The organism is Streptomyces sp. NPDC093260 (assembly GCF_040683715.1).
Taxonomy (GTDB): Bacteria; Actinomycetota; Actinomycetes; order Streptomycetales; family Streptomycetaceae; genus Streptomyces; species Streptomyces sennicomposti.
In genome coordinates, this window is record NZ_JBFBEK010000003.1 from 266,139 (window position 1) to 289,194 (window position 23,056).

Genomic DNA, 23,056 nt, shown 5'->3' on the forward strand with positions numbered 1-23,056 from the left:
ACTGCCCCCCTACCGTCCCTGCATGACCTCCAGCGAAACCCCTGTCAGCAACACGGCACAGGCGGCGGACCGCCGCCGCTGGTTCGCGCTGGCGATCGTGATGACCGCGGCCTTCATGGACCTCGTGGACGTCACGATCGTCAACATCGCGATCCCGTCCATCCAGCAGGACGCCGGCGCGTCCTTCAGCCAGATCCAGTGGATCACCGCCGGGTACGCCCTCGCCTTCGCGGCCGGGCTGATCACCGGCGGCCGGCTCGGCGACATCCACGGCCGCAAGCGGCTCTTCCTCGTCGGCATAGCGGGCTTCACCCTCGCCTCCGCGCTGTGCGGCCTCGCCGCGAACCCGGAGATGCTGGTGGCCTCCCGCATCCTCCAGGGCGGCATGGCCGCGCTGATGGTCCCGCAGGTGCTGTCGATCGTGCACGCCACCTTCCCGGCCCACGAACGCGGCAAGGTCTTCGGCCTGTTCGGCGCGATCGTCGGCCTGGGCGCGGTCTCCGGCCCGCTGCTCGGCGCGCTGCTCACGCAGTGGAACCTGTTCGGCCTGGAGTGGCGGCCCATCTTCCTGATCAACCTGCCGGTCGGCGTCGTGGCCTTCCTGCTCGGCGGCCGGTTCATCACCGAGTCCCGCGCGCCGCGCGCGATGAAGCTCGACCTGGTGGGCGTCGCCCTGGTCACGCTGGGCCTGCTGATGCTGCTCTACCCGCTGACCCGGGGCCGCGAGCTGGGCTGGCCGCTGTGGGGGTACGCGTCGATGGCGGGCGCGCTGGCGGTGTTCGCGGCGCTGGTGGCGTACGAGCGGCGCAAGGCGGCCCGGGACGGGTCCCCGCTGGTCGAGCTGTCGCTGTTCCGGGTCAAGAGCTTCGCGGCCGGCATCGCCGTGCAGACGGTGTTCGGGGTCGCGCTCGGGGTGTTCTTCCTGGTCTGGACGCTGTACATGCAGACCGGGCTGGGCTGGAGCCCGCTGAAGGCGGGGCTGACGGGCGTGCCGTTCTCGATCGCGGTGTCCACGGCGGCCGGGCTGTCGGTGCAGCGGCTGGTCCCGCGCTTCGGCCGCAAGGTGCTCCAGGCGGGCGCGCTGCTGATGGCGGCCGGCGTCCTGCTCTACATCTGGGAGTCCGACCGCTACGGCCTGCACATCGCGCCCTGGCAGATGGCGCTGCCGCTGGTGGTGATGGGAGCGGGCATGGGCCTGATCGTGGCCCCGCTGACGGACGCGGTGCTCTCGGAGGTCCCGCGCGAGCACGCCGGTTCGGCGTCCGGGCTGATCAACACCGTCCAGCAGATGGGCAACGCGCTGGGGCTCGGGCTGGTGTCGGTGGTGTTCTTCGGCGTCATCGGCGACCGGCTGACCCCGGACCAGGTGGGCCCGGCCTTCGCGCACGCCTTCCGGAACGCGCTGGTGTGGGTGGCGGTGGTGCTGGGCGTCATCTTCGTGCTGATGTCCGCGCTGCCGAAGCGGCCGGCGCAGCACGTGGAGGGCGGCGGCGAGGGCGCGGAGCCCGCGGGGCCGTCGGCGGCGGGCGGCCGGGAGCGGGAACTGGTCGGCTGAGCGGCGGGGATGCCGTGAGGTGAGGTGCGGGGTCGGCGGCCGAGGGGGCGCCGGCCCCTTCGCCGTGCCGGGGCCGGGACGCAAGGCCGGGGTGGGGGGCGCCGGGCTGCTCGGCGCGGCGGTCGGGGGGCCGGTCGGTCTGGCGGCCGGCGTGCTGGCCCGCGCGGCGGTCAGCGGGGGTGGCCAGGAGAGCGGTCAGCGGGGGAACACCCAGTCCGGCCGCCAGGTCCCCGTGGCGTCGTGGCCGGGCGTCGCGGCGGCGAGGTGGGCGCGCAGGGCGGCCAGCGCCGGGTGGGGGTTGTCGCGGTGCCACAGCAGCGAGTGCGGGTAGACCGGCGTCGGGTCGGTCACCGGGATACGGCGCAGGCCGTGGCCGGCGGGCCAGACGAGACGGGTGTGCTCGCCCATGAAGGTGGCCAGGGCCGGGGTGTCCGCGACGGTGTCGAGCAGGGCGTCGGAGCCGAAGTTGGGACCGGTCGCCTCGATGGAGAGGCCGAACTCGGCGACCAGGTCGTCGTAGTAGGCGGTCCACTCGGTGCCGGGGGCGAGGCCCGGCATCCAGATCCGGTGCCCGGCGAGCCGGGCGAGGGGCACCGACCGGGCGCCCGCCAGCACGTGTGCGGGGCCGGTGAGGAGCTGGAGCGGCTCGTCGAGCACCCGTTCGGACGCGATGTCGTCGGGCAGCGGGCGGCCGGGCGCGGCGACGGCCCGGAAGGAAGCGTCGATCGTGCCGGAACGGATCGCGGCGACGGCGGACTCGATGTCGAACAGCATCAGCACATCGAGGTCGATCTCGGGGTGCGCCCGGTGGAAGTCGCGCATCAGACCCGACGCCGCGCCGCGTGAGGCGATGATGTCGACGCGCAGCGCACGGCGGCCGGTGCGCACGGACGCGGCCGCCCGCTCGGCGACGCGCAGCAGCTCCCGCGCGTGGGGCAGGAACGCCTGCCCGTCGATGGTGAGTTCCGCGCCGCGCGGTGTACGCCCGAACAGCCGTACGCCGAGGTCGCGCTCCAGCGCCGCGACGCGCTTGGAGACGGCCTGCTGGGTCACCGCCAGATCGGTGGCGGCCTTCTGGAACTGGCCCGCGTCCGCCACGGCGACGAAGGTGCGTACGGCTTCTAGGTCCACGCGGAGCCACCTTAGTGAACAACCGCTGGTTGTGGAGTGCGGGCGAGGCGGTTGTTTGACCTGCTGCTGCGCTCCCCGGTTAGCTCGCCTCCGTCAACGCCGGTTTGTCCGCGCGGGTCGCGGGGTGGGCTTGGCGGGACGGCGAGGGGTGACGGCGAGGGGTGCGCTGAGCGTGGTGGAGGACAGGAGACGGCTGGGGCGGCGGTTCGGCTGGCTGTGGGCGGCCTACGCGGTGAGCGCCTACGGTTCCGGGCTGGGCTTCGGGGCGTTCCCACTGATCGCCGTGCTGGCGCTGCACGCCGGCCCCGCCGAGGTGTCCGCGCTGTCCGCGGTGGGGCCCGCGGTGGGCGCGCTGATCGCGGTGCCGCTCGCGCCGTGGGTGGAGTTCCGCCGCAAGCGCCCCGTCATGATCGGGACGGACCTGGCCCGGTGCGCGGCCATGGCGACGATCCCGGTCGGCTACGCCCTCGGATGGCTCAGCTGGGTACAGCTGCTCGTGGTCTCGGCCCTGGTCGCCGCGGCGAAGATCGCCTTCAACGCGGCCAGCGGCGCCTTCCTGAAGGCGCTCGTCCGGCCGGACGACCTGCTGGTGGCCAACGCGCGGTTCGAGTCCACGAACTGGAGCTCCATCGCGGTCGGGCCGCCGCTGGGCGGGGCGGCGATCGGCCTGTTCGGCCCGGTCGTCACCGTGATCGCCGACGCGCTCAGCTACCTCCTGTCCGCGCTCTGCCTCACCGCGATCGGCGGCCGTGAGGAGGCGCCGCAGCCGTGCGGGGAAGCGCCGCGAGCGGGAGATGCGGCCTCGCGGACCACCGCGGAAGCGGTCCCGCAGGCCACCGGGGAACCGGCCACGCAAACCCCGGCAGAACCGTCCCCGCCGCCCGCCCGCAAGGGCGGCCCCCGCCGGACGGTCGCGCTGCTCGACGGCTGGCGGCACATCATGGGCCACCCCGTCCTGCGGGCGCTCTACCTCAACCAGCTGCTCGTGGCCGGTCTGATCATGGCCACCGAACCGCTGCTCGCCGTGCTCCTGCTGCGCCGGCTCGGCTTCCCGCCGTGGCAGTACGGCCTCGCCTTCGCCGCGCCCTGCCTCGGCGGCCTCGTCGGCTCCCGCCTGGCCCGCCGTGTCGTGGCCCGTTACGGCCGGCCCGCCGTCTTCCGGACCGTCGGCACGCTGCGCGCCGTCTGGCTGATCGGCCTGGCCTTCGTCCGGCCCGGCGTCACCGGACTCGTCACCGTGATGGCCGTCGAGCTGGCGATCATCGTCAACATGAGCCTGTACACCCCGGTCCTCGCCGCCTACCGGCTCGAACACACGCCCAAGCATCTCGTCGCCCGCACCCTGACGGCCTGGTCGGTCGGCCAGCAGGCGGCCATCGCGCTCTGCACGGCCCTCGGCGGACTGCTCGCCGACGCCACCGGCCCGCGCACCGCGCTCACGGCCGCCGGACTCCTCGTCCTGGCCACCCCGCTCCTGCTGCCCCGCCCCGACCGGACCCCGCCCGCGTCCCCGGCGGAGCCGGACGCCACGGCCCGCGCGGGGGCGGCTTCGTAGCGCCGTGAGCGCCGTGAGCAGGGAGGGCCGGCCCGAACGTGTCCGATTGTCCCCGTCCATGTCCGTTCATGCCCGAACGGCACCCGAATCTGTTTACTTTCCCGCAACGCAGGCGTAGTCTCCCCGGTAAACCACAGATTCGGGCATCGGTCGGAGGCAGACGGACATGTACGCAGCGGAGCGGCAGCAGGAGATCCTCCGGCTCGCCCGTGACGGCGGCCGGGTGGACGTCGTGTCGCTCGCCGAGGAGTTCCAGGTGACGGCGGAGACGATCCGCCGCGACCTCAAGGCCCTCGACCGGGCCGGACTGCTGCGCCGGGTGCACGGCGGGGCCATCCCGGCCGGCCGCCTCGACTTCGAACCGGACCTCACCGAACGCGAGTCCACGGCGGCCGACGAGAAGGACCGCATCGCCAAGGCGGCCCTGGCCGAACTGCCCGTCGACGGCACCGTGATCCTCGACGCCGGCACCACCGTGGCCCGCCTGGCCGCCGCGCTCCCGCTGGAGAGCGAGCTGACCGTCGTCACCCACTCCCTGCCCATCGCCGCCCGCCTCGCCGACCACCCCGGCCTCCAGCTCCACCTGGTCGGCGGCCGCGTACGGCACCGTACCCGGGCCGCCGTGGACGCCTGGGCGCTGCGCGCGTACGGCGAGATCCGCGCCGACGTGCTGTTCGTCGCCGCCAACGGCTTCTCCACCGCGCACGGACTGACCACTCCCGACCTCGCCGAGGCCGCCGTGAAGCGGGCCGCCGTCGCCGCCGCCCGCCGGGTGGTGCTGCTCGCCGACTCCGCCAAGCACGGCCAGGAGCACTTCGCCCGCTTCGGCGACCTGGACGACGTGGACCTGCTGATCACCGACAGCGCCCTGAGCCCCGAGGACGCCGCCGCCATCGAGCGCGCCGGCACGGAGGTGGTCCGCGCATGATCGTCACCGTCACCCCCAACCCGTCCCTGGACCGCACCTACGAGGTCCCCTCCCTCGACCGCGGCGAGGTCGTCCGCGCCACCGGCGAACGCATGGACCCCGGCGGCAAGGGCGTCAACGTCTCGCGCGCCGTGGCCGCCGCCGGCCGCCGCACCGTCGCCGTCCTGCCCCTGGGCGGCGCGCCGGGCGCCCTCGTCGCCGAACTCCTCGCAGCGCAGGGCATCGAGGTCGCACCGGTCCCGGTCGCCGGGACCACCCGTTCCAACATCGCCCTCGCCGAGGCGGACGGCGTCCTGACGAAGATCAACGCGCCCGGCCCGGAACTCGGCCCCGAGGAGAGGGAACTGCTCCTGCGGACCGTACGGCGCCAGGCGCACGGCGCCGACTGGATCGCCTGCTGCGGCAGCCTCCCGCGCGGCCTCGCCCCCTCCTGGTACGCCGACCTCGTCGCCCGGGCGCACGCCGCCGGGGTGCGCATCGCGCTGGACACTTCCGGGCCCGCCCTCCTGGCGGCGCTGCGCGAGGGCCCGGACGTGGTCAAGCCCAACGCCGAGGAACTCGCCGAGGCCGTCGGGCGCCCCCTGGCGACGGTGGGCGACGCGCTGAAGGCGGCCGAGGACCTGCGCTCGCTCGGCGCGGGCGCGGTGCTGGCGAGCCTCGGCGCCGACGGGCAACTCCTCGTGACCGGCGCGGGCGCCTGGTACGGCGGCGCGCCGGTGGCCGCCGTCCGCAGCAACGTCGGCGCGGGCGACGCCTCGCTGGCCGGTTTCCTCATCGCGGGCGGCGCGGGCCCCGAGGCCCTGGCCTCGGCCGTCGCGCACGGCGCGGCCGCCGTCCAGCTGCCCGGCAGCGTGATGCCCACCCCGGCCGACCTGTCCCCGGCGGCGGTCACGGTGACGGCCGACGTCCCCCTCGACCGCCCCCTGACGGACCCCGCGCCATGACCCGCCCGACGTCCCCCACCGCTCTCCGGGCAACCCGGAACCGGACCCGGACCGCAGGCTCTCCGCCCGCGGCCCACACGGCCCGTACCGCCCGTACGGCTTCCGCCGCGCCCCACGGCACCCGTGCCGGGGCCCCGGCCCCCGCCGCCCCCCACGGCATCCCCGTCCCCACCCCCGCCCCGGCTTCCCCCGCCGCCCGGGCGACACGCGTGCGAAGGAGCCCGCGATGAGCGAGATGATCACCGCGGACCTGGTCGACCTCGACCTGTCCGCCGACACCAAGGAAGCGGCGGCGCGCGCCCTCGCCGAGCGGATGGCGGCTCTGGGCCGGGTGACCGACCTGGCGGGCTTCCTCGCCGACGTGGCCGCCCGCGAGGCGCAGATGCCGACCGGCCTGGACGGCGGCATCGGCATCCCGCACTGCCGCAGCGCGCACGTCACCGAGCCGACGCTCGCCTTCGGGCGCAGCGCCGCCGGGATCGACTTCGGCGCCGCGGACGGCCCCGCCGACCTGGTCTTCCTGATCGCCGCACCGGCGGGCGCGGACGACGCCCATCTGACGATCCTGTCCGCCCTGGCCCGCCAGCTGATGAGCGCCGAGTTCACAGCCGCGCTGCGCTTGGTCGCCGACACGGCGACGGCGGCGGCGCTGATCCGGGGGGACACGACTCCGCAGGAGGCCGCCGCGGCGCGGACGGAGGCGGGCACGCCCTCGGGTGAGGCGCCCTCGGGCTCCGTGCAGACCTCCCCGGCCGACGACGCGGCCCCGGCGGAGGCGGGCACGCCGGCCGCGGCCCCCGCCCGCTCGGAAGCACCCGCCCCGAAGGACACCAAGGACCCCGCCGCCCCCGATCCCACCCCTGAGCCCCCCTTCAGGATCGTCGCCGTCACCTCCTGCCCCACCGGCATCGCGCACACCTACATGGCCGCCGAGTCGCTGGAGAACGCCGGCCGGGAGGCGGGCGTCGAACTCGTCGTCGAGACCCAGGGCTCGGCCGGCTTCACCCGCCTCGACCCGGCGCTGATCGCCGCGGCGGACGGCGTGATCCTCGCCCACGACGTCCCCGTGCGGGACAAGGACCGCTTCGCCGGAAAACCGACCGTGGACGTCGGCGTGAAGGCCGGCATCAACCGCCCCGGCGAACTGATCACCGAGGTCCGGCAGAAGGCCGCCCGGGGTGAGACGACCGCCCCGGCCGCCACCGGCACCCCGGTCGAACGCACCGGCGAACCCGGCGAGGGCTACGGCACCAAGCTGCGCAAGTGGCTCATGTCGGGCGTCAGTTACATGGTCCCGTTCGTCGCGGCCGGCGGTCTGCTGATCGCGATCGGCTTCGCGCTCGGCGGCTACAAGGTCAACAAGGCCCCCTCGGTCATGGACCACTTCGTCTGGACCCAGACCGACAGCTGGGCCGCGCTGATGTTCCAGATCGGCGGGGTGGCCTTCGCCTTCCTCGTCCCGGTCCTGGCCGGCTACATCGCCTACGGCATCGCCGACCGCCCCGGCCTGGTCCCCGGCTTCGTCGGCGGTTCGATCGCGCTGACCATCAACGCCGGCTTCCTCGGCGGCCTGGCGGCCGGACTGATCTCCGGCGCGGTGGTGACGGCGATCCAGCGGGTGCGGATACCGCAGGCGCTGCGCGGCATCATGCCGGTGGTGGTGATCCCGCTGATCTCCTCGGCCGTCGTCGGGTTCCTGATGTTCGTCGTCATCGGCAAGCCCATCGCCACCGCGCAGAAGGGCATGACCGACTGGCTGTCCGGGCTCAGCGGCGCCAACGCCGTGCTGCTCGGCGCGCTGCTCGGCCTGATGATGTGCTTCGACCTCGGCGGCCCGGTCAACAAGGTCGCCTACACCTTCGCCACCGCCGGGATCGCGGTCTCCGACCCGAGCGACTCGGCGATGAAGATCATGGCCGCGGTGATGGCGGCGGGCATGGTGCCGCCGCTGGCGATGGCCCTGGCCACCACCGTGCGCGGCCGGCTCTTCACCGAGACCGAGCGGGAGAACGGCAAGGCCGCCTGGGTCCTGGGCGCCTCCTTCATCTCCGAGGGCGCGATCCCGTTCGCCGCGGCCGACCCGCTGCGGGTCATCCCGTCGGCGATGGTGGGCGGCGCGCTCACCGGCGCCCTGTCGATGGCCTTCGGCGCCACCCTGCGCGCCCCGCACGGCGGCGTCTTCGTGGTCCCGCTGATCGGCAACCCGTTCCTCTACCTGGTCGCCGTCGCGGCCGGCGTGTGCGCCTCGACGGCCCTGGTGGTCGCCCTCAAGACCCTGCGCGGCTCCGCCCCGGGCGCCCCGGGCGGCGGGCGGGAGAAGGGCGAGGACGAGCAGGCGGCGCGGGCCGGGTCGGCCGACCGCGAGCAGCCGGTGGCCGCCTGACGGCCCCGACGCCGCGGCCCTGCCGCTTTGGGGTGCTGTGAGCGGTTCACGTCACCTGCGAGATACGTCACGGTCCGGGGCCGATGCCCCGGACCGTGGTGTTCACTTGGTGTCATGCCTGAGCACGTCTCGATGCTGCTGTGGTGCGGCGTGGCCCTGCCCGCCGTGCTGATCATCGCCTGCGCCTTCGTTCTCGCCGGCTACCGCTACGGCCTCCGGTTCGAGATCCGCCGGCGGCCCGTGCCGGGCCTGCCGGCCCTCCCGCCGCAGCGCACCTCCGGCCCGCACCGCGAGTACGTCGAGCTGTCCGCCGCGGAACGGGCCGCCTTCGCCGGCCTGATGCGCCAGCTCAGCGACGGCTGACCTTCCCCTCCGGCCGCCGTCCTCCGGCGCTCAACGGCTCTCCCGGCTCCCGGCGGCCCTCCGCGGCCCCGTGGCCGTCCTGCCGTCGGCTACGGCACCTGCGCCGCCCGCCGCTCCATCGCGTCCCGCGCGGCGTCCTCCGTCGCGTACACCTCGCACATGTGGCGGCCGTCCGGCGTCGCCGTGTGCTCCAGCTCCCACAGGGAGACCTCCGCGCCGTCGCTCAGCAGGAACGCGTGCTCGTACAGCGAGAAGCACAGCCCGGCCCGCACCGACCGGCAGGGACGGCCGAACGCCTGCGTGATCCGGTGCCCGGACGCCTCCGCGAGCAGCGCGGCCACCTCCGGGCCCGGCCGGTCCGCGTTCTCCGCGCGCCGCAGCAGCCGGCGCGCGTGGTCGCCCGAGTCGTCGGGGGCGTAGGTGTGCCGCGTCTCGGGCAGCGGCGCGAACCGCACCGGCAGCGGCAGCTCGAAGTCCGGCGGGTCCGGCGGCAGCGGCAGCCGGCCCGTGGCCGTGCGCAGCTCCTCCTCGTCCAGATACACCTCGTGCTGCGACTCGCCGCCGGGCACCGTGTTGTGCACCAGCTCCCACAGCGTGAGCGCCGAACCGTCGGCGAGCAGCCAGGTGTGCCGGTAGGTCTCGCGGTGCAGTCCGGCGCTGTGGTGCGCCGACCGCAGCGACCCGTCGTACGCCAGCGCGCAGTCGAGCCGGCGTATCGTCTCGTCGGGCAGCTCGAAGGAGTTCAGCGCGCGGCCGAGCAGGCGCGCGAGGTGCTCCTCCGGAGACTGCGGGGACTCGCGTGGTTCGTACGCAGCCGTCTCGTACGGAACGCTCAAGGTTTCTCCCGGCGTTGCTGCATGTCACCTGGTGGGTGCATACCGTAGCCCCTCGGCCGGACATCGTGCCCCGGAACCGAGAAAACGTCTGCCGGAAAAACGGCCGGGCCGCGCGAGATGTTCCCGCGCGGCCCGACGAGGCGTCAAAATCCGCTGTTCAAGGGCGCTTCGCGGCGGTCAGACGGCGCTGCCGGCGGTCCACTCGCTCCACGGCATGTTCCAGCCGTTGAGCCCGTTGTCCGGGGCGACGGTCTTGTCGGGGGAGTGCTTCACGACCACCACGTCGCCGATGAGCGAGTTGTCGTAGAACCACTTGGCGGTGGTGTCGCCCTGCGCGCCCTGCACGTCGGCGAGACCGACGCAGCCGTGGCTGGTGCCCTGACGGCCGAAGGGTGGGTTGCCCTTCTGGTACCAGTAGTTGCCGTGGATGAAGGTGCCCGAGGTGGTCAGGCGCATGGCGTGCGGCACGTCCGCTATGTCGTACTCGCCGCCCAGGCCGACCGTCTGGCTGTTCATCCGCGTCTGGGTGAACTTCTCCGAGATCACCATCGTGCCGTTGTACGTGGTGTGCTCGGGGCTGCCCGTGGAGACCGGCACCGACTTGAGGGTCCTGCCGTCCCGGACCACCGTCATCGTCTGCGTGTTCACGTCCACCGTGGAGACCTGCGAGCGGCCGACCGTGAACGTCACCGTTTTCCTCTGCGTGCCGTAGAGGCCGTTCGCCCCCTGCACGCCGTCCAGGTCGATCTTCATCGTGACCTTGGAGCCGGCCTTCCAGTAGTCGTCGGGCCGGAAGTCGAGCCGCTGTGCGCCGAACCAGTGGCCCACCACCTGCTGGCCGCTGCTGGAGGTGACCGTGATGTGCGACTGCACGGCCTTCCTGTCGCTGATCGCCTTGTCGAAGGTGAACGACACCGGCATGCCGACGCCCACCGTCGTGCCGTCGTCCGGCGTGTAGGTGCCGATGAAGCTGTTCGCCTTGGAGACGGTCGTGAAGATGGAGTTCGCGGCGGCGGGCAGCCCGCCGGAGTCCTTGGCGGTCGCCGAGATCTGGTACTTGGTGCCGCGCTCCAGCTGCTCCTTCGGCTTCCAGGTGGAGCCGTCCGCGGAGATCGACCCCGGCACGGGCTGCCCCGAGCCGGCCACGGTCATCTTCACGTCGGTGAGCTTGCCGTCGCTCACCGTCACGCCGGTCGCGTTGATCGACGCACTCGTCGAACCGTCCTTGGCCGAGATGACGATCTTCGCCGTGGAGGTCTTGGCGGCGCTGCCGCCGCCGTCCTTGCCGGCGTCGTCCGCCTTGGCGTCGCCGCCGCATCCGGTGAGGGTGAGGGTGCCGACCATCAGGGCGGCACAGGCCCCCAGGACGCGCCGCGCTGCTATGTCCGGCCTAGTCACGGGCTGCTCCAGGTTCGTCGAGGTGCGTGATCCACTGCACGTGGCGTGGGTGTAGAGGCGGCCCGCCCCCCACGAGGTTCCCGCCGATCGTCCCGAAGACCTTCACGTGACAGAACCGGGACAATCGCAGACCTGGCGTGACACACGGGCGGTCACCGCGCGCCCACGGCCCCCGCCTCCTCCCGGCCCCGCGCCCTCTCCCCCCCCCGGGGGCCCGCCCCCCGCCCCCCTCCCCGAAACCCTCCACCCCCGTCCCCAACCCCGCAGCCGCAGCCGCACTTCGCCTCAGCGCCCCCCGTACAACTCCTCGTACGCCGGCCATGCCCCGCCGGGGCCGTCCACCGACTCGGCGGCGCGTACGGCACGGACGATCGCGCGGGTCACCATGTCCGCACCGGCCGCGAGGACGGCGTTCAGGGCGAGGGGCCGGCCGGCATCCAAGTGGCGCGCCCCGGTGGCCAGGGCGAACACCGTGTCCCCGTCGTCGAGCAGATGCACCGGCCGTACGGCCCGTGCGATGCCGTCGTGCGCCGTGCCGGCGAGCTTCTGCGCCTGCGCCTTGGACAGTTCCGCGTCCGTGGCGACCACCGCGAGGGTGGTGTTCAGCGGCGGCGGCCCGTTTCGCTCGGCGCACTCGGCGAGCCGCGCCCGCGCCGCCCGGTGCGTCGCGGGATCGGGACACTCCACCCGGCCCTGGAACAACTCCCCGTACAGCACCCCCGTTTCCGGATCCGTCACCGACCCGGACGCGTTGGCCACCACCAGCGCCGCCACCGTGACGCCCGAGTCGAGGACCGTGCTGGCTGTGCCCACCCCGCCCTTGAGCGCCCCGACGGCCGCCCCCGTCCCGGCCCCGACGCACCCCTGCGGCACGGGGCCGCCCGGCTCGCTCGCGGCGGCCGCGGCCACCGCCGCCCGCCCGGTGGCCGCGTCCGGCCGGGCCCGGAAGTCGCCGCCCCGCCCCAGGTCGAACACGCAGGCGGCCGGAACGACCGGCACCACGTGTGTCGGACCGGGGCCGACCCGCACTCCGCGTCCCCGCTCCTCCAGCCAGGCCATCACCCCCGATGCCGCGTCCAGTCCGTAGGCGCTGCCGCCGGACAGCACCACCGCCTCCACGGTCCGCACCAGATTGCGCGGATCGAGGGCGTCGGTCTCCTTGGTGCCGGGCCCGCCGCCGCGCACGTCCACGGCGGCGACCGCGCCGCCCTCCGGCGCCAGTACGACGGTCGTCCCGGTCAGCCACCCGTCACCCCTGCGGGTGGCATGCCCCACCCGCAGACCGGCGACATCCGTCAGAGCGTCAGCCGTCACGGGAGCCGGCCTCGTCGCCGCCCGTGCCGGTCCGCGCTCCCCGGGCCGTGAGCGTCACGCCCGCCGCCACCGCGAACGCCGCGACCAGGCCCGCCGCGAGCACCGCCCACTCGCCCAGGAAGGTGCAGCACACCACCAGCAGCGCCGTGCAGGGCAGTACCAGCTGAGCCGCCAGTCCCGCCTTGAAGTAGCGCGCGTGCAGCGCCCACACGGTGAGCAGATACAGCGCCGTGGGGAGGGTCACGGCCGCCGACGCCGCCAGGGTGGACAGCTGCGTCTTGCCTACCGCCTGCTCCACCGACACCTCCAGGCCCGCTCCGATCGCCGCCGCCGCGGCGAGGATCAGATAGTGGCCGTAACCCCACACGAACGACTCCCGGTTGGAGCGCAGATGCCCGTGGATGGGCACCACGAAGTAGATCCACCACGCGGAGAAGACGATCAGCAGACCGCCGACCGCGATCGGCAGCAGCTCGCCGAGCACGCCGTGCTCGTCGGCGGCCGACTTCACCGCGATCGTCGCCGCCGAGACCGTCTCGCCGAGCACGATGAGCGTGAACAGGCCGTACCGCTCGGCGATGTGGTGCGGATGCCAGGACGTCGCGTGCGCCCGCTCCGCGAACACCGGTACGCACAGCTCCGCGATCGCCATCACCAGGAACACCCACGGCCGGTCCGGCTCGGGCAACAGCAACAGCCCCAGCCAGCCGACCTGGCACAGCAGCACACCGCCCGCGTAGCGCAGCGCCATGCGCCGCTCCGGGCCCGACGCCCATCCGGCCGCCCGCAGCCACTGGGCGACCATCGCCAGCCGCATGATCGCGTAGCCGAGCCACACCAGGAAGAAGTCGTGGTGCTCGAAGCCCCGTGAGATGCCCGCCGCGAGCACCAGTACACCGGCGATCTGCACCAGGGTGACGACGCGGTAGAGCACGTCGTCGTTGTCGTAGGCCGAGGCGAACCAGGAGAAGTTCATCCAGGCCCACCAGATGGCGAAGAACGACATGGCGTAGTTGAGGATGCCCTGGGCCGCATGGCCCTCGGCCACGGCGTGCACCAGCTCCATGCCCGCCTGTGCCACCGCCACCACGAAGCACAGGTCGAACAGGAGCTCCAGCGACGAGGCGGCCCGGTGCGCCTCGTCGCGGCCGCGCGCGGTCAGCGGCCGCAGGGGGCGGGCCGGGCGGCTCCGGGGCGCGGGAGCCGGCCGGCCGGGGGAACAGGAATTGGACGTCATGGCCCCCAGCACAGCAGAAACCGGCTCCGGACGCCCGCAGCAACCGGACTGGGCGGCCGCCGTACCCTTGAGACATGAGTGACAGCCCCGAGCCGCGCGATCCGAAGAACGCGCTGGTCTTCGACGATCCGCTGAGCCAGCAGTCCACGGACGACACCGACCGCGGGTGGGGCGAGCGCCCGGACGGCGACGCCGCCGCCGACCTCAAGCGCTTCCTCGACGAAAAGCCGCCGCACCACATCTGACGCGGCCGGCGCCGCCCGGCGCCCGCGCCGCGGACGGCACCGCCCGGTGCTGTCGCCGACGGTCCCGGAACTAGCGTCCGCCGTGCGTGCCGCCGCGCTGGGCGACCAGCTCGTCGCGGATCTCCTTGAGCACCTGAAGCTCGGTCACGTCCATGACCTCCTGCGCGCCCTCCTTGGCCCGCTTGCGCGCCTCCTGCCGGGCCAGGAACTTGGCCATCGGCAGGACCATCAGGAAGTAGACCACCGCGGCCGTGATCACGAACTGGAGCGTGGCGCCGAGCACGGAGCCCCACGCGATCTCGATGCCCCGGTCGCCCCGGCACGACGAGCTGAGACACGAGCTGTAGTGGTCGAGGTTCTTGGTGCCGATCGCGCCCACGACCGGGTTGATCATCCCCTTCACCACCGCGTTGACGATGTTGGTGAAGGCCGCGCCGACGACCACCGCGACGGCCAGGTCGACCACGTTCCCGCGCATCAGGAAGGCCTTGAAGCCCTGCCAGACGCTCGGGTCCTGCTTCTTGCTCACCGGTGGCCCCTTCTCGGATGTACTGCTGGTCGGACAAACGGCCACTCAACCTACGGGTCACCACAGGGTCACCGCCAACCGGGTGGTCGCGCTCGCCCCGGCCAGCCGCGCGGCCGTGGCGCGGGGCACCCGCAGCGCGATCAGCGCCCCGCCGTCCGTGCTCGCGGGGAACGCCCCCTCCGTGCCCGGCGGGCCCGCCCCGTCCGGGACCGAGCCGTCCCGGTCCGTCCCGTCCGGCATCTGCGCGTCCGCGCCGCCGGTCGTCGCCCGCGGCATGCGGACCACCCTCGCCCCGTGCGCCAGCACCCGGGCCGTGCCGCCCGCCGCCGGGTCCCCGGCGGCGATCACGTCGACCCGGTCGCCGGGGCGCAGCAGTCGCACGGTCTCCGCGTCGGCGATGCGTACGGGCGCGGTCACCGTCCGCTCCGCTTTCGCGTCGAGGCCGTCCCGGGCTCCCGGCGGTGCGTCCGCCGGCCGGGCCGGGTGTCCCCGCGCCGGTCCGCCGCCCGGTGGGTCCGTCCCCGGGCGGGGGCCCGCGGCCACCAGCGCGGCCGCCGCGAGTGCCAGGCCGACCGCCAGGGTCCTCCCGCGCCGCCGTACGAGACCGAGCGGCCCGTACCGTCCGCCGCGCACCCGCACCGGCGGGAAGTGCGGCACCTCGTACGTGGGCGGGGTGTCCGCGCCGCGTGGACCCGCGACCGGCGGCGTGAACGACCAGGACGGAGCAGGGGAGGACGGCGGGGGAGAGGACGAGGGGAACGTGGGCGGGAGGGACACGTGGACCACCACCTGCGGGGACGGGACCGGACCGGCGAACCGGCTTGCGCTGCCACGATGAGGCATCGCGCCGCAGCCCGCCGGGCCCCGTGCACTACTCGCCGGTTGTGGAGAACTCCCTCACCCGAACGTGACGTTCCGCCCCCGCCCGCCGTCCCGCCCGGCAGCGACTCACCCCCGGGCCCGGCTCCGTCGGCCGCTACGGCAGCACGAACCCCGGGTCCATCCCGCCCAGCGCCGTGGCGCACAGGCAGTCCCGGTCCTCCGTGGCCGGCAGCGCCGCCACCGCGTCGAACAGCACGCCCCGCAGCCGCTCCACGTTCGCCGCGAACACCCTGAGGACCTCCTCGTGGGAGACGCCCTCGCCGCTCTCCGCGCCCGCGTCGAGGTCGGTGACCAGCGTCAGGGACGTGTAGCAGAGTTCCAGCTCCCGGGCGAGCGCCGCCTCGGGGTGGCCCGTCATGCCGACCACCGACCAGCCCTGCGCCTGGTGCCACAGCGACTCGGCGCGGGTCGAGAAGCGCGGGCCCTCCACGACGACGAGCGTGCCGCCGTCGACGGCCGCCCAGTCCCGCCCGCTCGCCGCCGTCAGCGCGGCCGCCCGGCCGACCGGGCAGTAGGGGTCGGCCAGGGAGACGTGGACGACGTTCGGCAGGGTGCCGTCGGGCAGCGGCAGCCCGTCGAAGTAGGTCTGCTCGCGGGACTTCGTACGGTCGGCGAACTGGTCCGGGACCAGCAGCGTGCCCGGCCCGTACTCGGGGCGCAGCCCGCCCACCGCGCAGGGCCCGAGGACCTGGCGCACGCCCACCGAGCGCAGCGCCCACAGGTTGGCCCGGTAGTTGATGCGGTGCGGCGGGAGGTGGTGGCCGCGGCCGTGCCGGGGCAGGAAGGCGACCCGCCGGCCGGCGACCTCGCCGAGGAACAGGGAGTCGCTGGGCGCCCCGTACGGCGTGTTCACCTGGACCTCGGTGACGTCGTCCAGGAAGGAGTAGAAGCCGGACCCGCCGATGACACCGATCTCTGCGTTCGCCATGCACAGCACCCTAGCCGCCCCCCGGACACGCCGAAGACCCCGCCGGCGGTGGCCGACGGGGTCCGGAAGTGCGACGTCAGGCGGCGGAGCTGGTGGACGTCGAGGACGACGACGAGGACCCGCTCGACGACGAACCGGCCGAGCCGGTCGTGGACGAGGAACTCGACGACTTCGACGACGCCGGACTGCTGCTCGACGACGATCCGCGGCTGTCGTTGCGGTAGAAGCCGGAGCCCTTGAAGACAATGCCGACCGCGGAGAACACCTTCTTCAGGCGGCCCGAGCAGTTGGGGCACTCGGTGAGTGCGTCGTCGGTGAACTTCTGCACCGCCTCGAGGCCCTCGCCGCACTCGGTGCACTGGTACTGGTAGGTGGGCACTGTCTTCCTCCTGGCACTCTCACTCGATGAGTGCTAACGACGAACCATAGTGACGTATTCCGCCGCGTCAGTCCACTGCGACAGGTGAGCGGTGACCGACGCCACGTGCCACGGTGCGGCCGCCGGGCCGGGCGGCCAGGCGCGAGCGCAGGGTCACCAGGGCCAGCAGGGCGAGCACCGTGCCGGTCATCGGGACCAGGAACCCGGCCCCGCCCCACAGCCGGTCCTCCAGCTGTCCGGCGACGGTGACGGCGGCGGCCTGCCCCAGCGCGACCGCGCCGGTCAGCCAGGTGAACGCCTCCGTGCGGGCGCCGGCCGGGACCAGCCCCTCGACCAGGGTGTAGCCGGTGATCAGGGCGGGCGCGATGCACATGCCGACCAACAGGCCGAGCGCGGCCAGCAGCAGCACCGAGTGGGCGGTCCACAGCGCGGAGGCGGCCAGCGCGAGGGCGGTGTAGCCGACCAGGAGGCGGCGCTGCGGGGCAGCCTTCCAGGCGATCGCGCCGCACACCACGCCGGAGAGCATGTTGCCCGCGGCGAACGTGCCGTACAGGACGCCGTTGAGACCGGGCTCGCCGATGGACTCGGTGAAGGCGGCCAGCGAGACCTGCATGCCGCCGAAGACCGAGCCGATGCCGAGGAAGGCCGCGATCAGCACCCGCACGCCGGGGACGCCGAGCGCGGAGACGTGGTCCACGCGCGCGTGCCCGTCGCCCGCCGCGACGGGCGGCTGGGTGCGCTTCTGCGCGGCGAACAGCAGACCGCCGACCAGGGTCAGCGACGCCTCCGTGAGCAGGCCGGCCGCCGGGGCGACGGCGGTGCACAGCGCGGTGGCCAGCAGGGGGCCGAAGACGAACGTCAGCTCGTCGGTGACCGACTCGAAGGCGGCCGCGGTGGTCATCAGCGGCGAGTCCTTCAGGGTGACGCCCCAGCGGGCGCGCACCATGGGGCCGATCTGCGGCACCGAGGCGCCGGTCGGCACGGCCGCGACGAACAGCACCCACAGGGGGGCGTGCGCCAGCGCGAACGCGGTGAGGGTGAGGCCTGCCAGGGTGTGCACGAGGACGCCGGGCAGCAGGACGGCGCGCTGTCCGTAGCGGTCGGCGAGCCGTCCGCTGTAGGGGGCGAACAGCGCCATGGCGACACCGGTGACGGCCGCGGTGGCGCCCGCCGCGCCGTAGGAGCCGGTGGTGTGCTGCACCAGCAGCACGATGGAGATGGTGAGCATCGCGAACGGCTGCCGTGCCGCGAAACCGGGGAGCAGGAACGTCCAGGCGCCGCGGGTGCGCAGCAACTGCCCGTATCCCGGGCGGGAGGAAGCCGTCGAGGTCTTCGCGGGGTCGGTGGTGGTGACCGCGGATCCCACGGCCGTGCCTTTCTGCCGCCTGGTAGCGCCGCCCCGGGTACGGGCGCGCCGAGAGCTGTCCTCTTGCGCGGACTGCGGTAGATGCCGGCGCCCGCTGAGGGGGGCGAGCCGGCCGCCATACGGTCGCGCCAGCTCTGCGTCAGGCAGAGTTGGTTCGATCAGGGTGCGCCTTCATCGTACAGGGGCCGGGTGCTCGTGCACCTGTGAAAGCGAGCACCCGGGCGGCCGTACGCCTGCGATCGGGGCACGGGCGTACGCCGCACTCCGACGGGCGCACGCCACCCCGAACGCGCCTTTCCGCGACACGGCGCGGGACGCCCCGGCGGGACGCCCCGCGCGGTGTCCCCGGCATCCCTCAGCGCACCCGACCTCAACGCGCTCCGTTGGCGCCCAGCCAGTCGGCGAGCTTGCCGCCGCGGCCGACCGCGCGCAGCCGGCGTTCGGCGGCCTCGCGGACCGGGTCGGTGGCGACGACGAGGAGTTCGTCGCCGCGCCTGAGGACCGTCGTCGGCAGCGGGACAAACGATTTTCCCTCGCGGACGACGAGCGTGACCGCGGACCCGGCGGGCAGTCGCAGCTCGGCCACCTCGACGCCGTGCATGAGTGAGCCCTCGGGGATGGCGACGGACAGCAGATGGCCGCGCAGCCGCTCCAGGGGCGCCGACTCGATGCCGAGGTCGGCGGGGCTCTCGCTCTCGCCGAGCCGCAGCTTGCGGGCGAGCCAGGGCAGGGTCGGTCCCTGGACGACGGTGTAGACGACGACCAGCACGAAGACGATGTTGAAGATGCGCTCGCTGTTGGCGACGCCGTTCACCATGGGGATGGTCGCCAGGATGATCGGCACGGCGCCGCGCAGCCCGGCCCACGACATCAGGACCTGCTCCGGCCAGGGCACCCGGAACGGCAGCAGGCTGAGCAGGACGCTCAGCGGGCGCGCCACCATGGTCAGGACCAGGCCGATGACGACGGCGGGCAGGAAGTCGTCGAGCAGGTCGTGCGGGGTGACCAGCAGACCGAGCAGGACGAACATGCCGATCTGCGCGATCCAGCCGAGCCCCTCGGCGAAGCCGCGGGTGGCGGGCCAGTGCGGCAGCTTGGCGTTGCCGAGGAGCATCGCCGCCAGGTAGACCGCGAGGAAGCCGCTCCCGTGCGCCAGCGCGCCGGCGGCGTAGGCGGTGACCGCGATGGCCATCACGGCGATCGGGTAGAGGCCGGAGGCGGGCAGGGCGACATGGCGCAGGCCCCAGGCGCCGAGCCAGCCCACCGCGATGCCCAGGGCGGCGCCGATGGCCAGCTCCAGCGCTATCTCGCCCACCAGCACGTACCAGTGTTCGACCGGGCCGGCGGTGGAGAAGGCGACGACGAGGATGACGACCGGGGCGTCGTTGAAGCCGGACTCGGCCTCCAGGGTGCCCGTCACGCGCGCGGGCAGCGGGATGCGCCGCAGCACGGAGAAGACGGCCGCCGCGTCGGTGGAGGACACCACGGCGCCGATGATGAGCGCCTGGCGCCATTCCAGCCCGACGAGGTAGTGGGCGCCGGCCGCGGTGACGCCGACGCTGACCCCGACCCCGACCAGCGCGAGCAGCGAGGCGGCCGGCAGGACCGGCTTGATCTCCTTCCACTTCGTGCCCAGGCCGCCCTCGGCCAGGATCACGACGAGGGCCGCGTACCCGATGACCTGGGTCATCTCCGCGCTGTCGAAGCGGATCTGGCCGAGGCCGTCCTGGCCGATGAGGACGCCGATCCCCAGGTACACGAGCAGGCTGGGGAGCCCGCTGCGCGAGGAGATCCGGACCGCCGCCACGGCGACGAGCAGGACGAGGGAGCAGGCGAGCAGGAGCTGGTTGAGGTGGTGAACAGTCAGTGGCGGTTCCTTCCCCGAGTTCTCCGTCCGGAATGTCCTGGTCGGCCCGGAACGCGGGCTCGCCGGGTCGTCCGGTTACTTCGTTACCTTACCTAACTCTTGACGCTTTCTTGACGCTTCCCGCGGGAAGATCGAACGCCCGTCCGTGGCTGTCACTCGACTCCGCGTCAAGTGCGACCGGGCCCTGCGCCTATGGTTGCTCCAGCGCTCATTCAAAGTCACAGCCCGACCTGCCGCTCGCGTTAGGACAGCAAGGACAGCGATGCCCCCCAACACCACCGCCACAACGGGTGACAAGCCCGGCAAGTCCGGCCGGAAGAAGGGGCGAAAAGCCCGACTCGTCGTGATCGTCCTGGTGCTGGCCCTCATCGGCGGCGTCGCCTACGGCGCCTACTGGTCCGTCAGCACCGTCCGCGCCTCCTTCCCGCAGACCAACGGCGAGGCCACGCTCCAGGGGCTGTCCGGCCCCGTCGACGTCAAGCGCGACGGCTACGGCATCCCGCAGATCTACGCCTCCTCGCCCGAGGACCTGTTCATGGCGCAGGGATACGTCCAGGCGCAGGACCGGTTCTACGAGATGGACGTCCGCCGGCACATGACCTCCGGCCGCCTGTCGGAGATGTTCGGCAAGGGCCAGGTCAAGAACGACGAGTTCCTGCGCACCCTGGGCTGGGACCGCGTGGCCAAGCAGGAGTACGACACCAAGCTGTCGCCCGCCGCCAAGAAGTACCTCCAGGCCTACTCCCAGGGCGTCAACGCCTACCTCAAGGGCCGCTCCGCCCAGGACATCTCCCTGGAGTACGCGGCCCTGGGCCTGACCAACGACTACAAGCCCACCGAGTGGACCCCGGTCGACTCGGTCTCCTGGCTCAAGGCGATGGCCTGGGACCTGCGCGGCAACATGCAGGACGAGATCGACCGCGCCCTGATGACCAGCCGCCTGGGCCCCAAGCAGATCAAGGACCTGTACCCGGACTACCCGTACGGCCGCAACAAGCCGATCGTCACCGAGGGCCAGTACAGCGAACTGGCCGGGGCCTTCAAGGGCGGCGACAGCGGATCGGACTCGTCCGGCTCCACCGGCTCCACCGGCTCCACCGGCTCCACCGGCTCGTCCGGCACGGGCCTCTCGACGGGCACGGGTACCGGGACGGGCACGGTTACTGGTGCCGGCACAGGTACCGGTAGCGGCACGGGCACCGGTACCGGCGCCTCCGCGGGCGCGTCCGGCACGAGCGGCTCCGGGGTCCAGGGCCAGCTGATGGGCCTGCGCGGCGTCATGCAGGACCTGCCCGCGGCCGTCGGGGTGAACGGCGACGGCATCGGCTCGAACTCCTGGGTGGTCGGCGGCAAGTACACCATCACCGGCAAGCCGCTGCTCGCCAACGACCCGCACCTGGGTCCCGCGCTGCCGTCCGTCTGGTACCAGATGGGCCTGCACTGCCGCACGGTCTCCGACAAGTGCCCCTACGACGTGACCGGCTACACCTTCGCGGGCATGCCCGGCGTGGTCATAGGCCACAACCAGAACATCGCCTGGGGCATGACCAACTCCGGGGTCGACGTCACCGACCTCTACCTCGAGAAGCTCAGCGGCAACGGTTACCTGCGCGACGACAAGACGGTGCCGTTCCGCACCCGCCAGGAGACCATCAAGGTCGCCGGCGGCGCCGCCAAGACGATCGTCGTCCGCGAGACGCGGGACGGGATGCCGCTGCTCTCCGACCGCGACGACGAACTCGTCCAGGTCGGCAAGAAGGCCACCGTCGACACCGCGGCGCCCGACCGCGGCGACGGCTACGCCATCGCCCTGAAGTGGACCGCGCTGGAGCCGGGCACCACCATGGACGCCGTCTTCGCCATCGACAGGGCCAAGGACTGGAGCGGCTTCCGCTCGGCGGCGGCGCTGTTCGACGTGCCGTCGCAGAACATGATCTACGCCGACACCAGGAACAACATCGGCTACACCCTGCCCGGCCGCATCCCGCTGCGCGCGAAGAACGACGACGGCTCCGTCCCGGCGCCCGGCTGGGACTCCAAGTACGACTGGAAGGGCTACATCGGGCAGGACGAGCTGCCCTACGAGTACAACCCGAAGCGCGGCTACATCGTCACCGCCAACCAGGCCGTCGTCGACCAGGACAAGTACCCGTACACGCTCACCACGGACTGGGGCTACGGCACCCGCAGCCAGCGGATCACCGATCTGATCCAGTCGAAGATCGACGGCGGGGGCAAGATCTCCACCGAGGACATGCGGCAGATGCAGATGGACAACAGCAGCGAGATCGCCAAGCTGCTGGTGCCCAAGCTGCTGAAGATCGACCTCAAGGACAAGGACGTCCGCCAGGCGCAGAAGCTCCTGGAGGGCTGGGACTACACCCAGGACGCCGACTCGGCGGCCGCGGCCTACTTCAACGCGGTCTGGCGCAACGTCCTCAAGCTGGCCTTCGGCAACAAGCTGCCCAAGGAACTGCGCCTCAAGGGCCAGTGCCTGTGGGTGGAGCCGGCCGGCAACACCGGTCCGGTCGACGAGACCACCAAGGTCCGCGAGTGCGGCGAGCGCGACGCCGACCAGGCGCAGCCGGACGGCGGCGACCGCTGGTTCGAGGTCGTGCGCAACCTCATGGACGACGAGAACAGCGACTGGTGGAAGACGCCGGCCTCCGGTACCCGCCCCAAGGCCGACAACCGCGACCAGCTGTTCGCCCGCGCCATGATCGACGCCCGCTGGGAGCTGACCGCCAAGCTCGGCAAGGACATCGACTCCTGGAGCTGGGGCCGGCTGCACCGCCTGTTCCTGAAGAACCAGACCCTCGGCACCGAGGGCCCCGGTTTCCTCCAGTACATCCTCAACCGCGGCCCCTGGAAGCTCAGCGGCGGCGAGGCCGCGGTCAACGCGTCCGGGTGGAACGCCGCCGGCGGCTACAACGTCGTCTGGGTGCCGTCCATGCGGATGGTGGTCAACCTCGCCGACCTCGACAAGTCCAAGTGGATCAACCTGACCGGCGCGTCCGGACACGCCTTCAGCGCCCACTACACCGACCAGACGAGTCTGTGGGCCAAGGGCGAGCTGCTGCCCTGGTCGTTCTCGGCGAACGCCGTCGGCAGGAGCACGAGCGACACCCTGGTGCTCAAGCCGTGACACCGGCCGGCGCCCGGGCCCTCCGCGGCTGACGGCGCCACCCCGCCGATGGCCCTCCACGCGCGCGTGGA

19 protein-coding genes are annotated in these 23,056 nt (G+C 73.2%); 8 read left to right on the forward strand and 11 right to left on the reverse strand.

Translation table 11 applies throughout. From position 1 onward, the window contains the following. The first annotated feature begins 22 nt into the window (after window positions 1-22). Complete coding sequence (locus AB0N63_RS05405; protein ID WP_365524353.1) at window positions 23-1,555, forward strand: MFS transporter; 1,533 nt, start codon at window positions 23-25, stop codon at window positions 1,553-1,555. A gap of 195 nt (window positions 1,556-1,750) precedes the next feature. Here the strand turns inward: AB0N63_RS05405 and AB0N63_RS05410 are convergent, their stop codons facing one another. Continuing rightward, entirely contained in the window at window positions 1,751-2,686 is a 936-nt protein-coding gene (locus AB0N63_RS05410; protein WP_365524356.1) for a LysR family transcriptional regulator, read from the reverse strand. 175 nt (window positions 2,687-2,861) lie between these two features. Here AB0N63_RS05410 and AB0N63_RS05415 point away from each other — a divergent pair, with 175 nt between their 5' ends. The 5 genes from AB0N63_RS05415 (at window position 2,862) to AB0N63_RS05435 (ending at window position 8,859) form a co-directional block, all read left to right on the forward strand. Next, complete coding sequence (locus tag AB0N63_RS05415) at window positions 2,862-4,241, forward strand: MFS transporter (RefSeq protein ID WP_365524359.1); 1,380 nt, start codon at window positions 2,862-2,864, stop codon at window positions 4,239-4,241. A gap of 166 nt (window positions 4,242-4,407) precedes the next feature. Next, window positions 4,408-5,169 (forward strand): DeoR/GlpR family DNA-binding transcription regulator, encoded by a 762-nt coding sequence (locus AB0N63_RS05420; RefSeq protein ID WP_365524362.1) that lies wholly within the window; start codon window positions 4,408-4,410, stop codon window positions 5,167-5,169. Then, on the forward strand, window positions 5,166-6,113 hold the full coding sequence (gene pfkB / locus AB0N63_RS05425) for a 1-phosphofructokinase (RefSeq protein ID WP_355153043.1): 948 nt from the start codon (window positions 5,166-5,168) through the stop codon (window positions 6,111-6,113). Before AB0N63_RS05420 ends, pfkB begins: the two co-directional genes overlap by 4 nt. Before the next feature lie 226 nt (window positions 6,114-6,339). Continuing rightward, complete coding sequence (locus AB0N63_RS05430) at window positions 6,340-8,496, forward strand: fructose-specific PTS transporter subunit EIIC (RefSeq protein ID WP_365524365.1); 2,157 nt, start codon at window positions 6,340-6,342, stop codon at window positions 8,494-8,496. Between the two features lie 114 nt (window positions 8,497-8,610). Next, window positions 8,611-8,859, forward strand: coding sequence for a hypothetical protein (locus AB0N63_RS05435; RefSeq protein ID WP_365524368.1), 249 nt, complete (start codon window positions 8,611-8,613; stop codon window positions 8,857-8,859). Between the two features lie 89 nt (window positions 8,860-8,948). Here AB0N63_RS05435 and AB0N63_RS05440 read toward each other — a convergent pair whose 3' ends face one another. The 4 genes from AB0N63_RS05440 to AB0N63_RS05455 form a co-directional block, all read right to left on the reverse strand. After that, window positions 8,949-9,695, reverse strand: a complete 747-nt coding sequence (locus tag AB0N63_RS05440) for a DUF6227 family protein (RefSeq protein ID WP_365524371.1) — start codon at window positions 9,693-9,695, stop codon at window positions 8,949-8,951. Window positions 9,696-9,872: 177 nt separating this feature from the next. Next, a complete protein-coding gene (locus tag AB0N63_RS05445; protein WP_365524373.1) occupies window positions 9,873-11,093 on the reverse strand; it encodes an Ig-like domain-containing protein in 1,221 nt (406 codons plus the stop codon). A gap of 285 nt (window positions 11,094-11,378) precedes the next feature. Beyond that, the gene (locus AB0N63_RS05450) at window positions 11,379-12,407 is read right to left on the reverse strand and encodes a P1 family peptidase (RefSeq protein WP_365524376.1); all 1,029 of its coding nucleotides are present in this window, start codon (window positions 12,405-12,407) and stop codon (window positions 11,379-11,381) included. Beyond that, complete coding sequence (locus AB0N63_RS05455) at window positions 12,397-13,644, reverse strand: low temperature requirement protein A (protein ID WP_365524378.1); 1,248 nt, start codon at window positions 13,642-13,644, stop codon at window positions 12,397-12,399. The genes AB0N63_RS05450 and AB0N63_RS05455 overlap by 11 nt, the downstream gene beginning before the upstream one ends. Before the next feature lie 74 nt (window positions 13,645-13,718). Here AB0N63_RS05455 and AB0N63_RS05460 point away from each other — a divergent pair, with 74 nt between their 5' ends. Further along, a complete protein-coding gene (locus tag AB0N63_RS05460; RefSeq protein WP_365524381.1) occupies window positions 13,719-13,889 on the forward strand; it encodes a hypothetical protein in 171 nt (56 codons plus the stop codon). Window positions 13,890-13,959: 70 nt separating this feature from the next. On the opposite strand, the gene mscL is transcribed toward AB0N63_RS05460, so the two are convergent. From mscL to AB0N63_RS05490, 6 genes are all read right to left on the reverse strand, one after another. Beyond that, window positions 13,960-14,418 (reverse strand): large conductance mechanosensitive channel protein MscL, encoded by a 459-nt coding sequence (gene mscL / locus AB0N63_RS05465; protein ID WP_365524383.1) that lies wholly within the window; start codon window positions 14,416-14,418, stop codon window positions 13,960-13,962. Window positions 14,419-14,475: 57 nt separating this feature from the next. Further along, window positions 14,476-14,835 (reverse strand): hypothetical protein, encoded by a 360-nt coding sequence (locus AB0N63_RS05470; RefSeq protein WP_365524386.1) that lies wholly within the window; start codon window positions 14,833-14,835, stop codon window positions 14,476-14,478. Between the two features lie 559 nt (window positions 14,836-15,394). Beyond that, the gene (locus AB0N63_RS05475) at window positions 15,395-16,228 is read right to left on the reverse strand and encodes an S-methyl-5'-thioadenosine phosphorylase (protein ID WP_365524389.1); all 834 of its coding nucleotides are present in this window, start codon (window positions 16,226-16,228) and stop codon (window positions 15,395-15,397) included. Window positions 16,229-16,304: 76 nt separating this feature from the next. After that, a complete protein-coding gene (locus AB0N63_RS05480; protein WP_365524391.1) occupies window positions 16,305-16,607 on the reverse strand; it encodes an FmdB family zinc ribbon protein in 303 nt (100 codons plus the stop codon). Window positions 16,608-16,674: 67 nt separating this feature from the next. Beyond that, complete coding sequence (locus AB0N63_RS05485; RefSeq protein WP_365524394.1) at window positions 16,675-17,973, reverse strand: MFS transporter; 1,299 nt, start codon at window positions 17,971-17,973, stop codon at window positions 16,675-16,677. A gap of 370 nt (window positions 17,974-18,343) precedes the next feature. Then, window positions 18,344-19,840 carry a potassium/proton antiporter gene (locus tag AB0N63_RS05490; RefSeq protein ID WP_365524789.1) on the reverse strand — a complete coding sequence of 499 codons (1,497 nt, stop codon included), beginning with the start codon at window positions 19,838-19,840 and terminating at the stop codon, window positions 18,344-18,346. 262 nt (window positions 19,841-20,102) lie between these two features. Here AB0N63_RS05490 and AB0N63_RS05495 point away from each other — a divergent pair, with 262 nt between their 5' ends. Beyond that, entirely contained in the window at window positions 20,103-22,985 is a 2,883-nt protein-coding gene (locus tag AB0N63_RS05495; RefSeq protein ID WP_365524396.1) for a penicillin acylase family protein, read from the forward strand. Window positions 22,986-23,056 lie beyond the last annotated feature (71 nt).

Excerpts from the sequence above, each read along its gene's own strand:
- AB0N63_RS05430 (WP_365524365.1), top strand. The coding sequence starts at position 6,340 with ATGAGCGAGATGATCACCGCGGACCTGGTCGACCTCGACCTGTCCGCC.
- AB0N63_RS05475 (WP_365524389.1), bottom strand. The coding sequence starts at position 16,228 with ATGGCGAACGCAGAGATCGGTGTCATCGGCGGGTCCGGCTTCTACTCC.
- AB0N63_RS05455 (WP_365524378.1), bottom strand. The coding sequence starts at position 13,644 with ATGACGTCCAATTCCTGTTCCCCCGGCCGGCCGGCTCCCGCGCCCCGG.
- AB0N63_RS05420 (WP_365524362.1), top strand. The coding sequence starts at position 4,408 with ATGTACGCAGCGGAGCGGCAGCAGGAGATCCTCCGGCTCGCCCGTGAC.
- AB0N63_RS05460 (WP_365524381.1), top strand. The coding sequence starts at position 13,719 with ATGAGTGACAGCCCCGAGCCGCGCGATCCGAAGAACGCGCTGGTCTTC.
- AB0N63_RS05435 (WP_365524368.1), top strand. The coding sequence starts at position 8,611 with ATGCCTGAGCACGTCTCGATGCTGCTGTGGTGCGGCGTGGCCCTGCCC.
- pfkB (WP_355153043.1), top strand. The coding sequence starts at position 5,166 with ATGATCGTCACCGTCACCCCCAACCCGTCCCTGGACCGCACCTACGAG.
- AB0N63_RS05405 (WP_365524353.1), top strand. The coding sequence starts at position 23 with ATGACCTCCAGCGAAACCCCTGTCAGCAACACGGCACAGGCGGCGGAC.
- AB0N63_RS05495 (WP_365524396.1), top strand. The coding sequence starts at position 20,103 with ATGCCCCCCAACACCACCGCCACAACGGGTGACAAGCCCGGCAAGTCC.